This window comes from Psychromonas arctica, assembly GCF_038155225.1.
GTDB lineage: Bacteria > Pseudomonadota > Gammaproteobacteria > Enterobacterales > Psychromonadaceae > Psychromonas > Psychromonas arctica_B.
In genome coordinates this window covers 1-14,073 of record NZ_JBAKBA010000002.1, presented here as the reverse complement: position 1 = coordinate 14,073, position 14,073 = coordinate 1, and the positions used below count along the sequence as shown (strand labels likewise).

12 protein-coding genes are annotated in these 14,073 nt (G+C 36.4%); 7 read left to right on the top strand and 5 right to left on the bottom strand.

The genetic code is table 11. From position 1 onward, the window contains the following. Window positions 1-118: 118 nt before the first annotated feature. The 3 genes from V6255_RS01300 to V6255_RS01290 all read left to right on the top strand — a co-directional run bounded on the left by V6255_RS01300 (window position 119) and on the right by V6255_RS01290 (window position 4,987). Window positions 119-898, top strand: a complete 780-nt coding sequence (locus V6255_RS01300) for an AraC family transcriptional regulator (RefSeq protein WP_341626522.1) — start codon at window positions 119-121, stop codon at window positions 896-898. A gap of 163 nt (window positions 899-1,061) precedes the next feature. Next, window positions 1,062-4,241, top strand: a complete 3,180-nt coding sequence (gene putA, locus V6255_RS01295) for a bifunctional proline dehydrogenase/L-glutamate gamma-semialdehyde dehydrogenase PutA (protein ID WP_341626521.1) — start codon at window positions 1,062-1,064, stop codon at window positions 4,239-4,241. Window positions 4,242-4,252: 11 nt separating this feature from the next. After that, window positions 4,253-4,987, top strand: a complete 735-nt coding sequence (locus tag V6255_RS01290) for a hypothetical protein (RefSeq protein ID WP_341626520.1) — start codon at window positions 4,253-4,255, stop codon at window positions 4,985-4,987. Between the two features lie 235 nt (window positions 4,988-5,222). Here V6255_RS01290 and V6255_RS01285 read toward each other — a convergent pair whose 3' ends face one another. The 4 genes from V6255_RS01285 to V6255_RS01270 all read right to left on the bottom strand — a co-directional run bounded on the left by V6255_RS01285 (window position 5,223) and on the right by V6255_RS01270 (window position 10,080). Next, on the bottom strand, window positions 5,223-5,945 hold the full coding sequence (locus tag V6255_RS01285) for a YebC/PmpR family DNA-binding transcriptional regulator (protein ID WP_341626519.1): 723 nt from the start codon (window positions 5,943-5,945) through the stop codon (window positions 5,223-5,225). Window positions 5,946-6,136: 191 nt separating this feature from the next. Next, a complete protein-coding gene (locus tag V6255_RS01280) occupies window positions 6,137-7,816 on the bottom strand; it encodes a FapA family protein (RefSeq protein ID WP_341626518.1) in 1,680 nt (559 codons plus the stop codon). 142 nt (window positions 7,817-7,958) lie between these two features. Then, on the bottom strand, window positions 7,959-9,593 hold the full coding sequence (locus V6255_RS01275; protein ID WP_341626517.1) for a protein adenylyltransferase SelO: 1,635 nt from the start codon (window positions 9,591-9,593) through the stop codon (window positions 7,959-7,961). 136 nt (window positions 9,594-9,729) lie between these two features. Next, window positions 9,730-10,080: a RidA family protein gene (locus V6255_RS01270; RefSeq protein WP_341626516.1), complete on the bottom strand. Its 351-nt coding sequence runs from the start codon at window positions 10,078-10,080 to the stop codon at window positions 9,730-9,732. 250 nt (window positions 10,081-10,330) lie between these two features. On the opposite strand from V6255_RS01270, the gene V6255_RS01265 reads away from it, so the two are divergent. The 3 genes from V6255_RS01265 to V6255_RS01255 all read left to right on the top strand — a co-directional run bounded on the left by V6255_RS01265 (window position 10,331) and on the right by V6255_RS01255 (window position 12,497). Beyond that, window positions 10,331-10,867 (top strand): DinB family protein, encoded by a 537-nt coding sequence (locus V6255_RS01265; protein WP_341626515.1) that lies wholly within the window; start codon window positions 10,331-10,333, stop codon window positions 10,865-10,867. A 491-nt stretch (window positions 10,868-11,358) separates the two neighbouring features. After that, window positions 11,359-11,736 (top strand): hypothetical protein, encoded by a 378-nt coding sequence (locus V6255_RS01260; RefSeq protein ID WP_341626514.1) that lies wholly within the window; start codon window positions 11,359-11,361, stop codon window positions 11,734-11,736. A 116-nt stretch (window positions 11,737-11,852) separates the two neighbouring features. Further along, the gene (locus V6255_RS01255; RefSeq protein ID WP_341626513.1) at window positions 11,853-12,497 is read left to right on the top strand and encodes a hypothetical protein; all 645 of its coding nucleotides are present in this window, start codon (window positions 11,853-11,855) and stop codon (window positions 12,495-12,497) included. Between the two features lie 123 nt (window positions 12,498-12,620). On the opposite strand, the gene V6255_RS01250 is transcribed toward V6255_RS01255, so the two are convergent. Further along, the gene (locus V6255_RS01250; protein ID WP_341626512.1) at window positions 12,621-12,770 is read right to left on the bottom strand and encodes a hypothetical protein; all 150 of its coding nucleotides are present in this window, start codon (window positions 12,768-12,770) and stop codon (window positions 12,621-12,623) included. 433 nt (window positions 12,771-13,203) lie between these two features. On the opposite strand from V6255_RS01250, the gene V6255_RS01245 reads away from it, so the two are divergent. After that, the gene (locus V6255_RS01245; protein ID WP_341626511.1) at window positions 13,204-13,800 is read left to right on the top strand and encodes a hypothetical protein; all 597 of its coding nucleotides are present in this window, start codon (window positions 13,204-13,206) and stop codon (window positions 13,798-13,800) included. The last annotated feature ends 273 nt before the right edge of the window (window positions 13,801-14,073 follow it).

Here is a 14,073-nt window from a genome sequence, read left to right as displayed (position 1 = left end):
TGACCTAATTGGACTATTTTAATATTCGAATTAGTATTAAATCGACATGATTTTTATAATTAGTTTTTTATGTGTTTTTACAATAGATAGTCGTTTGTGATTGTTTAATGGAGTCATTATGAAACCACCTGACCCTGGACCTGTCCGTCCCGTTGAAGTTATTACTTTACCCAATGAAGTACAACAGCATGATCACGATCATCATCAGTTAGTGATTGCATTAAAAGGCTATTCTGAATTTAGTATTGAGGGACTACAAAACCTAATCGTACCTGGACAGGGGTGTATTGTAACGGCTTCATCTGGTCATGCATTCAACGGTATTGGAGAGTCTGAAATATTAACGTTAAACCTACCTAATCAAAGCAATTTAGATAAATATACCCACGAACGTATTGAGCCTATTTTTAACAATAATCATTATTTTAAAATCGATAATCAATTTCAATGTTTATTACAGTTACTCGTTAAAGAAATCCGTCAATCACCTGATGATTTATTGGTCACTGATGCCTGTAAAAATACTATTATTGCTTTACTACAGCGTCACGTTAATACTGAATATCCTCAGAAGCTAATACCAAGAAGTAGAATCAATATGACGATTATTGATAATTTTATTATTCAGCAAATTTCTACTAAAATTACAGTCGCTCAGTTAGCGGGCTGTGTCTTCTTAGGTGAAAGCCAATTTCACCTTCTTTTCAAGCAACAAGTTGGTCTAACTCCTCATCAATATATATTGCAGATGCGTTTTAATTTGGCTAAAGAGTTATTAGAAGATAATTCGTTAACCTTAGCTTCAATCGCTAGCGCGAGTGGATTTGCAAACCAAAGTAGCTTTACGCATAGTTTTACAAAGCTACAAGGCACTTCTCCTTCCAAGTTTCGCCATTAATCTTTATGTGACGTTTGTCACATAAAAAATCTCATCGTACTTTTAGACATATCAATCGTAGTTTTTGATAAGAAATTCTATTCAATTAGAAATACTATCGAAAATTAGTCATATTTATTTAACATAGCCTTAACCAATGCTATGACTTTTAGGAGAATTGCTTATGTCATCATTTATTGCTGTAGATACTCTACGTGAAGATTTTATAGAGTCTGACTTAGCGACGTTATGGTCTCTAATATCACCATTGTATATGGTGGATGAGTCATTTTGGTTACAACAGCTATTACCATTAGCGACACCGTCAAAGGATGAGTTTAATTTAATTAATGATCATGCGGCTGATTTGATTAAACGTGTGCGTAAAGATAAGAATGCAGTGCATATGATTGATGCCTTATTAGTTGAATACAGTTTAGATACCAAAGAAGGTATTTTACTGATGTGTTTAGCGGAAGCATTAATGCGTGTGCCAGATAAAGAAACAGCTGATGCACTCATTAAAGACAAGCTAAGTGTTGCTGATTGGAAGTCACATCTTAAAAAATCTGATTCGGTCTTTGTGAATGCGTCAACGTGGGGACTATTGTTAACAGGTAAAATTGTTAATATAGAGAAAACCACTAAAAAAAATGTGACTGGTGTGCTTGGTAACCTTGTTAATAAGTTGTCTGAGCCGGTGATTCGTCAAGCAATGAATCAAGCAATGAAAATAATGGGGCATCAGTTTGTACTGGGGCGCAGTATTGAAGAAGCACAAAAGAATGGTCAGTCTTTTATCGACCAAGGCAGCAGTTATTCATTTGATATGTTGGGTGAGTCAGCTCTGACAGCAAGTGATGCTAAAAAATACTTTAATGATTATATGACAGCCATTGAGTCAGTAGGGCATAGATCGTTAAATCAAGCAGATCAAACCAACGCTGCGACTGTTTCTATTAAGCTTTCTGCATTGCATCCTCGTTACGAAGTCGCTAATAGAGAGCGAGTTATGACAGAGATGTTTGATACGGTGTTGTTACTCATTGAAAAAGCACGTGAATTAAAAGTAGGTTTAACCATTGATGCAGAAGAAGCAGATCGATTAGAGCTGTCATTGCATTTATTTGAAAAATTATATCGTCATCCTACAACGCAAGGTTGGGGAAAGTTAGGCATTGTTATTCAAACATACAGTAAGCGCGCATTACCTGTATTGGCATGGTTAGCTGCTTTAGCAAAGGAACAGGGGGATGTGATCCCTTTACGTTTAGTGAAAGGCGCTTATTGGGATACTGAAATTAAATTATCTCAACAAAATGGTTTTGCAGACTATCCGGTATATACACGTAAAGAAGCAACTGACGTTTCTTACCTTGCTTGTGCTCGTTTTCTATTAAGTGCACATATTGAAGGACTTATATACCCTCAGTTTGCGACTCACAATGCTCACACCGTTGCTGCGATAACAACAATGGCACAACATCAATCTTATGAGTTTCAACGCTTACATGGCATGGGAGACGCTTTATATTATCATGTGATGGAGATGTTCAAGAGTAATGTGCGTATCTATGCACCAGTAGGTAATCATAAAGATCTTTTACCATACCTAGTAAGACGTTTATTAGAAAATGGTGCTAACAGTTCATTTGTGCATAGACTCGTTGACGCTAATTGTCCTATTGAAGAGTTAACAGAGCATCCAGTGGATACTTTGTTAAGACGTCCTACATTGCATAACAGTTTGATCGTTTTACCACCGTCTATTTTTACTGATAGAAAAAATTCACGTAGCGTTAATATTGATATTGAAAGTGAGCTAGCGCCGTTAGAAAAAGAAATTCAAGCTTTCGATGGACATTATTGGCAAGCAGGACCGATTGTCGATGGTGTAATGCATACTGATGCGGCACATGATGCAACTTTACAGCGTTGTACTGCACCGTATGATCGCAGCATTGATGTGGGTTCAGTTTTGTTCTCAACGCCTGAGATGATTGAAACAGCCTTAACAAGTGCACACAGTTATTATGAATATTGGAATAATACTGAAGTTGATCAACGTGCTCAGTGTTTATATAACTTAGCTGACCTACTTGAAGAGAATATGCCTGAATTGATTGCGTTATGTCATCAAGAAGCAGGTAAAACAATTCATGATTGTATTGATGAAGTGCGAGAAGCAGTAGACTTTTGTCGTTACTATGGTCAACAAGCTATTTACAGTCTTTCATTCAGTGAAGCGAATGTGAGCTTTGATAACATCATTCAAGAAGTTCGTCGTAAAGGTAAGGGGGTATTTGTTTGTATCAGCCCATGGAATTTCCCGTTAGCGATTTTCCTTGGCCAAATTAGTGCTGCGTTAGTCACTGGTAATACTGTGATTGCAAAACCTGCTGAACAAACGTCATTAATTGCAGCGCGCGCTGTATCATTAATGTTAGAAGCAGGTTTCCCAGAGCAAGCCATTCATTTGTTAACCGGTAATGGGGCTGAAATTGGCTCTGCTTTAACGTCTGATACACGTATTGCGGGTGTTGTATTTACAGGTTCAACAAATACTGCTCAAGCAATTAACCGTAATTTAGCTAAAAGAGACGCTTTACCTGCGACTTTTGTTGCTGAAACGGGCGGTCAAAATGCCATGATTGTTGATAGTACTGCATTACCAGAGCAAGTTGTTCGTGACGTTGTTCGTTCTGCGTTCGCATCAGCAGGTCAGCGTTGTTCTGCATTACGTGTGTTGTTTATCCAAGAAGATATTGCTGAACGTGTGATTGAATTAATCAAAGGCGCAATGAAAGAATTATCAGTTGGTTTACCTTATTTACATAGTACGGATGTGGGGCCGGTTATTGATAAAGCGGCTAAAGATAAGTTGACTGAACATATACAAAAGATGGCTAAACAAAATACGTTATTAGCACAGGTTGAACTCAACGATAGTTGCAGTAAAGGCGACTTTGTTCCACCAACGGCAATCGAAATAGATCATTTAGGGCAACTAACAGAAGAGCAGTTCGGTCCTATCTTGCATATTATTCGTTTTAAATCATCTGAATTAGAGCAAGTGGTTGATCAAATTAATAATACTGGTTTTGGTTTAACCATGGGTATACACAGTCGTAACGAAACAACTTATACGCAAATTGCTAACTCAAGTCGTGTTGGAAACTGTTATATCAATCGTGACCAAGTTGGCGCGGTCGTTGGTGTACAACCATTTGGTGGGCAGGGGTTATCTGGCACAGGACCTAAAGCTGGTGGACCACGTTATATTCATCGCTTTACTAAGCAAGTATTAAATTCGGTTGTGATGGATACTGATAAAACAGATCCTATCAATTTTGAAACAGTATAAAGGAGTTAATCATGTCTAAATCAATTCAAGATTCAAATGACCAACAATCAACATCAGTCATTGAGAAAGCAACATCAGCATGGTTAACTTGGAATGCTATTGAGATTGAACAACGTATTACATTAATCAGCCAATGGAGCGAACTATTAAAGTTACAACACAGTTTAGGGCTATTGCCGGGGCAAATGGTTGATTTCCATAGTTTACATGCTGTACCGCTTATCTCTTCAGGAGAAGAGATGCCAGGTCCGACAGGGGAAAGTAATGTATTAAGTACTTCTGGACGTGGTCCTTTTGTGATCATGGCAGAGCAAGACGCACCTATCGAAGCATTTATTGCGTTGGTAAGTTGTGCGCTTGTGGCAGGTAACAGTGTGGTCATGGCGGCACTACCTGAACATAAAGATATAATCAGTACTCTTGAGCAAGTGTGTACTTTTTCTGATATTGAAATGCCAATCATAGCCGTTGAAAACTTGGTGTCACTTGAAAAAGTGATTGTTGACCCAGCTATCGCTGGTGTTGGCTTTGTTGGAAGTGAAGCAGAAGCTATTCGTTTAAATCGAGAGTTAGCAGAGCGTGACGGACAAATTGCATTATTAATTGTTGAAACGGATTTGGAGGGGCTAGAAATGGTACGAGACCAAAGTTTAGTATTACGTTTTATTACCGAAAAAACCTTAACAACCAATGTCACTGCGGTCGGAGGAAACGCCACCTTATTAGCATTAGGCTGTGGTGAGTAATAGTAGAGGTCATTCATTACTCGTTATATTTTACGAAAGCTTTAGCAATAAGGCTTTCGTAATGAAATGTTGCAAATAAAGCACTAGTAATAAAAAAGCCACGTTATTAAAACGTGGCTTTTAGTTATCTTAGACACTATCAATACTATCAACACTATCAACACTATCAACATTATTAACGCTATTTAGCACTCATCATTGATAGTCATTAATAATGGATAATCAGTCGATAAATCTACTCAGGTAGAATCCCATTATGATATACATTTTGTACATCATCGCATTCGTCTAACATTTCTAAGAATTTTTCAAACTTCTCAACATGTTCTTCAGTGACTTCAGTATCAGATTGTGGCACATAGGTGATTTCTTCAACTTCAAGCTCTGTCTCTGGGTAAATAGCATGCAATGCTACTTTTGCATTGTTAAATTCAGTGTGAGGGCAGAATACAGATATTTTCCCGTCTTCAGCGACTACATCTACCACATCAACATCGGCCATCATTAACTCTTCAAGCACAGCTTCGTCATCATCACCATCAAATACAAATACAGCTTGATGTTCGAACATGTGAGCAACGGTGCCAGGAGAACCGATTTTTGCACCTGTTTTATTGAAACAGTTACGAACATCAGTCCAAGTACGGTTACCATTATCAGTTAAACAGTCAACAATGACAGAACAACCACCAGGTCCAAAACCTTCGTAGCTTGCACGTACATAATCTTCTCCACCGCCACCTTTCGCTTTATCAATCGCTCGGTCAATAACATGTGCAGGAACTTGGTCTTTTTTTGCTTTATCAATTAAACGACGAAGTGTTAGGTTACCGTCTGGATCAAAACCACCATTTTTTGCACAAACATATATTTCTTTACCGTATTTTGAGTAAACTTTAGTTTTAGCGCCAGCCGTTTTTGCCATGTCTAACTTTTTGTTTTGATATGCTCTTCCCATCTGAATGCTCTCTTGTGTTAAATGGATTGTCTGGAAAAAATAATGGTCAGAATTTTAGCCTTTAATGGCTTCTGGTGCTAGAGCCTGTCAGTGATTTTAACGATTAAGTTGATATATTTTTATCTTCATCAATGAATTAACTGAATATTGGCAGAAAATCTATGCTGGTGAATAGATCTGATACTATTAGTTTACTGTGCTTGGTAGGGGGTTATTTGTAATTGATTATTAACAATTGAAACAGTACTTGCACCAAATTCTTGGGTACTTGACCAATTTTTTCCGTCAAGGTTAACTATGGTATCACTGTATAGCTTAGCAGTTGCTGTTAAATAAGTATTTTGATAAGACTGTTCTAATTTGGTTTTGATAGTAGCAAGTTTTGCTTGGACTCGATCACTTTGATCTCGATATTGCTGTTTTTCGATAAATAATTGTTTTTTGGTTTTTTTGCGTATGGCTATATCTTGAATGGTATCTGCTTTATTTTCTGCTTTCTTAAATTGGGCTATCATTTTATCAAATAGCTGTATTTCTTTTATGCATTTATTTTTTGCAAGCTCTAACTCTTTAGCGATACTGATTAAATTTATAATTGTTTTAGTACTGCCAGATGTCCCTACTGTTACTGCTCTAATACCCTTGTGACTTGTTGTTGTACCTCCAATAATACTGCCTTGGCTTAATGCGTTATTATGGATAGCAACATCACCATTGCAGACTGTTTCACAATGTATTAATTGATTAGTTAAAGTTAAATTTTTAGCGACATTTAAACTTGCATACTGTGCAATGGTCCCCGTTAAATTACCCCCACACTTTATTTTACAGGTAAATTCTTCATCTGTTTTACTGATATGGCCAATAATGGGCATTTCGACGGTTAAATCACCACCAGAAATAACCTCGGCAGATTCAATTAAGCCCATGACAGTAATATCACCGCTTGCTTTTACTCTCATATTTTCATGTATGTCTGCAGAGATAACAACGGTTCCATCGTATATGATATTGCCTGACCTATTATCGACATTTTCTAACAGTAAAACATCATCAATTTTTATAAAGTCTCCTTTGTCGATAGGAATACCATAAGTCGCAGCGAGAAGTTGTAAAGGGTTATTAGGATCAATCTCAACATTTTTTTCGATAACAAAAGAGGCATCAATTGACTTTTTAGGCTCAATAATTTCAGCGGTAACCGTTTTACCAGGCTTGCCTACTATCATTGGTATTTTTTTCATTAATACCGTCCCCGCTTTTACCGTTATCGATTGACCTAAATCAAGCATATCAACTTTGCCATTTTCTAACAGCTTAGGTTTAGGCTTTCGATGACTTTCTGTACTCACTAACTTTTCGAACCTAGCGTTAACACCGTCAATAGCAGGGATGCCATTCGCTATGTTTATTTTAAACACTTTACCTGGTTGGGCAGTTTTACAAACATTCAGTAAACTAAATATGTTTTTTGTTATTAAGCCAAATTTCAAACCTAATTGATCACATTTGTTTTTAATGTCATTCAAGGTTATCGGGGAACCCCCGTGTGCAGTTGTAATAGTGGTACACGCGCTCATCAGGTTGTCTGAAATAATGATGTCTAAAGTGGCATCTTGCTTATCAGCAACCGCGATAGGAGTAAACGCTTTTACATCATCATTGGTTGCATCATATAAAGTTGCAAAAGCAGCTACGGCGTTATCTATTCCTTCAAGGTTTAATTTAAATCGAGGCAAAGAAGGGGTGTTTAATAAGTCAATAATATCGTCTGCACTTATTTCAGCATAAATAGGTGTTATTTTTAATAATAGCTGTGAGCTATCTGAACTTAACACGATTTGTTGAAGTTGCAGTCTAGTTTGAGTCATAAATACCTATTTAGTAGTGTTATTGTGGTTATAATAAACTAATTATCGAGAGTTCATATTATAATTTCTCTATTTAAAGTCAATTAGATATCACAACATGAACTTGTTCACAAGATTATGACTCACAAGTGTAATAATTAGCCTATGAACTACATGATAGTGCAGAACAGCCGAATTTATTGGTTGCCCAATCAGGACGTTTGACTTCGAATTGTTTATATTTTTCTTGCTGTGTGTAAGGCGTTGTTAACAATTCAGACAATACCGACACTCTCGAATAATCCCCTTTTTCAGCTAACTCAATGGCCTCTTGAACTTGGAAATTACGTAAAATATAACAAGGGTTAACCTTATCCATATTTACTTTACGATCTTCATCGCTTATTGGTGTTAATAACAATCTTGATTGGTACTTAATTAACCATTCAATGAGTATAGACAAATAATCTTCAGTTACTTCTTCCATATTATAAAAACATTCAGAAAAGTGAGTGATTAATAAATCTTTGTTTTGAATATCAAGTTGACTGCTTAAGTTAGCAAGGAGTCTATAAAATAAAGTCATATCGGTATTCACTCGAGATAATAACTGTTCTAACTCTTTACTTAACAATAGATCTGATTCGATTAACGCTTCGTTTTCTTGGCTTTGTTCAACTTTAATACCCAGTTTATTACGCATCATACCTAACCATTTACCTTGGTAAATTCGAGTATAGCTGGTGATTATATCTTGCAGCGGTTCGGCTTCATCGACTAATGGGTAAATAGCATTAGCAAGTTGAAATAGATTCCATTGTCCAATGTAACCTTGTTGGCCAAAACGATAACGTTTCTCGCCTGCATCAGAAGTGTTTGGTGTCCAGTCAAGGTCAAAGTTATCAATCCAACCGTAAGGGCCAAAGTCGATCGTTTCACCAATCAGTGACATATTATCGGTATTAAGCACGCCATGTACAAAACCAACGCGCATCCATTCTACAATTAAGTGTGCAGTACGTTCGCAAACTTCAGTAAACCATTGTAAATAGACTGACTTATCGATCACACCTGACTCAGGTATTAATTCTGGGTAATCATGCGTAATACTGTATTCAAGTGTTTGTTTTAATAAATCTAAATCACCGCGAGAAGCGGGTAATTGGATTGAACCAAAACGTAAAAATGAAGGAGAGACTCGAGAGACAATTGCACAAGGCTCATAAGCGGCTCTACCGTCATAAAGCTTATCTCTAATAACTTCTTCACCGGTTAGTGTTAAGGTTAATGCGCGCGTTGTAGGGATGCCTAAATGATACATAGCTTCAGAACATAAATATTCACGAATAGAAGAACGTAAAACAGCCATGCCGTCAGCTCTGCGGGAATAGGGCGTTTGGCCTGATCCTTTTAATTGTAAAGTGACATATTCGTTTCTGTCTTTATGCTCTTTAACTAAATATTGGCCTAAGTTAATTGCTCGCCCATCACCTAACTGTCCTGCCCATTGACCAAATTGATGCCCCCCATAATTCATTGCATAGGGTTGCAAGTTAGCGTCAAGATTATTACCACTGATTAAATCAGTAAAGTCAGTTGAAGTTAAAGCTTCTTCAGAAAAACCTAACTTTTTAGCGAGTTCATTGTTACAACAAATAATCTTAGAATATTTTGTCGGCGTCGGTGTCACAAATGAGTAGGCAGCATGTTCAACACTACGGGATGTATTAGTTAAATTTGAATCCGCAGGCAGTGAAGAGACAAATACGGGGTGTAATGGAGGTAATAAATTACTCATTGATTTTCCTAACGATAACGGTGGGAATAGGGGGGCGGCTTAATAACAGCTATTGCTACATAGAATAGATTAATACAATCTTTAAATAGAATAGCTGTTAACGACGATATAGTTAATCGAGCATGGGTGGTATTAACTATTTAACAGCAGCAATAACCGAAATTTCAACTAATAACACATCTCTTGCCATACTTGCTTCTACACATGCACGAGCAGGGGCAAAGCCTTCTGGAACCCATGCGTCCCAAACTTCATTCATGCCAGAAAAATGTAATGCCATATCTTTAACATAAACAGTTGCCGATAACATGTGCTTACGTGAACTACCTGATTCAATCAAAAGCTCATCTACTTTGTCTAACATAGTTTGTGTTTGTTCTTTGATGTCTTTAGTCGCATCAGCACAGACTTGACCACATAAATAAACAGTACCGTTGTGTTTTACTACTCGGCTCATACGTTGTTTGGTTTGTTGACGTTCAATCATTTGGACTCTCTATCGTTATTATTTTAAAAGGTTAAATAATTGTAACGTCTCAGTGTGAAAAGGCGAGCATTTTAGCCTATCAATGCTAGATTTTCATAAATCGATTGATTGAATCACTTCACTTTAATCATTAGCATGTCACATTGGGTATTGATCATTTTTTAAATAGTGAAATTAATAGGGTATACATTGCTAAAATAATATTACAATCTCGCCATCTCTCTTAAGATCCAGTAAGGAAACCCTTTTTATGAAACTGAAAGAACATGTCTACTTAATGGCAGACTATAACCAGTGGATGAATCAAAAAATATACGAAGCAGTGAATACAATGACACCAGAAAAATATCATGAAGATAAAGGTGCGTATTTTGGCTCTGTTTTTGCCTCGTTAAATCATATTTGCGTTGCTGATACCTTATGGTTAAAAAGATGCTCAGTTGTTTTACAAACATATGACGCTTATGCGCCTATTGCTGCATTACCAATGCCTGAGTCACTAGATGTATTTCTCGCCAATAACTTTAATGACCTTAAAGATCGCCGCGTATTGCTGGATGAAGCATTGCTAGAAATAGCTAATTTATTAACCGATGAAGCATTGTTACAGCCAATTAATTACCAAAATAGCAAAGGTGTTACCGCTAATAAAACGCTTTTTAATCTGTTGATGCACTTGTTTAACCACCAAACACATCATAGAGGCCAAATCACCACGCTTCTCAGTCAATCAGGTATTGATATTGGTATTACAGATTTAGTGTTTATACAGCCAAATATAAATTAAATTTATAAAACCACCGCCTCTTTTAAGCTATTTTTGAGAGGCTTTCGATACAGAGACTTAAGTCGAAAAGGGCACAAAGCAATTTAGTGATTTCAATAAAGATGTTATTCATTATTAAAGTCAATATAAGGTTGTTATGCAACTTGAATCTGCCCAATATAAATAAGTCCTAATAGATTTTTCAGCATAGAGATGAACTCGTATACTTTAAGCTATAGCGTTAAAAATGGAGACGTCATTTATGTCTCTCCTTTAATTCTTTGACTATTTTTATATACAGCACCTTCAGTATTCCATGTTTCTGTTGTTAATACGGACTTTTTCCATCTATCCACATGACAGTAATTTGATTAAAAATATTAATTGTTTGATTTTATGTACGATAAACGCATTTTTATGTTAATTTTAACAAATTAAACTATTCCGATTTCCACCTAAAATATGGAATTTTTCGGTTCAATAAACTGTTATTAAGCTCATCGAGGTATATCGTGGAAGAAGAGTATTATAAAAATAAAACCGAAGGGTTTTCTGTTGTTCTGGAAGAAGGGAAAAAGCCAGAATCTTGGTTTGTTAGTAATGCAGATGGAATAGAGAGCCAGTTTGAAGTTAATTATCTTGAAAAAATTACTGAGGCTGTGAAAGCAACGGAAGAGTTATCTAAACAAGATAAAACAAATATTGAAGAGTATATTAATGACAACTCTGATGTCGTAAGTGAAGGGATTGGACGTTGGTTAAATGAATCTGACCTAGCAGGAACTGTACATTCATATTTAACAGAGATATTTCCTAATCTGCCAGACCTAGATTATTGTGCAAATACTTTAACAGAAATCCTGTTACAGATCGCAAGTTTAGCTTCATAACAAGCGCACGAAATCTGACGTCACACATTGTCCTATTTTTGCTTAGAATAAAATGACGCAAAAAAGCGTCCAACATGTTTCGCAGTTTATGCGGGCGTTAGGCATGAGGAGTTAATTTGACCCGATTTACAAATACTTATCAAATAGATCGTAACAATGAAGTTCTCACTGTAACTCCTAAAGATTTAAAAGCTTTCTCCGTATTTTTTATTAGAGATGAAAATATAAGAGCAAGGTGTAGTGAACGTTTTCTATTAGATCTCTATGTATATGCCAATACTGTAGGCTTAAACCCCTCAATGATATTTGAAGAACTCCGAGCTTTAGAGTGCACCGTTACGAAAAGTCGTACTAAACAAGAAACTAAATTTTCTAAGCTACCTTTGAAGGGGCTTTGGCATAAGCACTTTTTTTCTTTTCACTTCATTGCTAAAAATATGCAAATTGCTAATAACCGAGGAAATATAGAATCTATTATTAAAAATGCATTTGAAAAATATGAAGGTTTAGATAGCACTGTTGAAAACTGTAAAGCACTAGCTAGAGATATTAGTTTAGGTAATCATGAGCTTTTTGAAAAGAGATCTGAGCGTAACCAATTAACTGGAGAGTGGATTGTTTTTGCTAAAGTCAACTCTGAAAATTATTATATGTGCATAGAATTTCATGAAACAAATGATCAAATTATTTACGACAAAGTAATTAAATCGTGTAAAGAAAACTTTGAAAATCTTGTTCCAATCATTGAATCATATACCTAATCGGGTAGCCGGAGGTATCTAACCTCCAGCCCCACAACACCCTGCATGCGGCTCCGCACAGGGCGGTTCATCTTATGATGAATAGTGAATATTAATTCACAAATCCTTTAATGATATCAAACCTTATCTGGCTAAAAACTCATTACTGATCGCACTATTGATCCCTTTGGTTTTCGAACTACGACAAAGTTCTTTACTAGTACTTTTTATAAATCCACTTGCACAAAAAATGGCTAAACGGTCACCGACACCGAGTTTGATCGATGCTTTCACTTTCGACCGTTTTTTTTGCCATTGCCGCCAGTTTTATTGACGGGAAAGACACACGCATTCAACGGCAGATCCAATGATCAAATTCAATTGGTAGCCTTTGACTTTGGGGCGCTGACTTTAGTCTGCATTCTTTGCATGTGTGTGTTTTCTTTTTTTCAAATGCCCCTCGTGGGAATATAAAGCCAATTCTTAATAAATCATCAATGCGAAATGTACTGTTTTGTTCATTTTTTTCCTGAGCAGCGAGAGGTTAAGTAATAGTTTACATTAAAGCAATGGCTCAGCCTTTAACTCAATAAATCCCGTATATTTAGCCCTCTAATCCCATTTATGACTCAATTTAATCAATTAGTTAATAAAAACAAAATAATCTATTTAATCTCAAGTAAATGTAGGCTACTGTCATTTTTATTTAAAATAAACAGGCTGAAAAATGAGAAATTCTACAGCCTCGTTATGTGTCAATGGGGGGACTGTTTTGGAAAAGTTTTGGATTGGGTTAATTGGTGTTGTAGTTGGTTCTGTATTAACCGTCTTAAGAGAGCATTATAGTGAATGGCGAGCTCATAGAACAGATGCTCGATATCTAGCGGTACGACTGACGTGTTTATTGGATAACTTTGTTGGAGATTGTTTCGAAGTAGTTTGTGATAATGGGGAACAAGATGAGCAAGGTATTTCTACTCCAATGATATCTGCACCCAAATTTAATGTTAATGACTTAGATGGGAAATGGCAGTCATTACCTTTTGAATATATGTATGAAGCATTAGACCTCCCCAATAAGTTGACTGATAGTAATGAGCGAGTATCTTTTGCGGCTGAATATGGCGATGGATTTCCTGATTACATTGATTTTTTTAAAGAAAGACAATATCAATTTTCGGTTTTAGGGTTACAGGCTGCAATTCTCTCCAATAAATTAAGAGAAAAGTACTCTATGCCCACTAAAACCTATGGTGACAGGAAGCCAATTGAGTGCTTTATAGAACATAAAAACAAATTCGAAGCCTCAGAAAAATGCACTTAATCGGGTAGCCGGAGGTATCTAACCTCCAACCCCACTCCACCCTGCATGCGGCTCCGCACCGAGTGGTTCATCTTATGATGAATAGTGAATATTAATCTACAATCCTTTAATGGCATCAAACCTTGTCTTGCTAAAAACTCATTACTGATCGTACTATTGAACCGTTTTTTTGTGAATTATGACAAGGGATTTTACTTGTACTATTTATAAATCCACTTATACCATTCCGCCTAATTAGTTGATCAGATTCATCCAATCCCTAGTGCACATTTT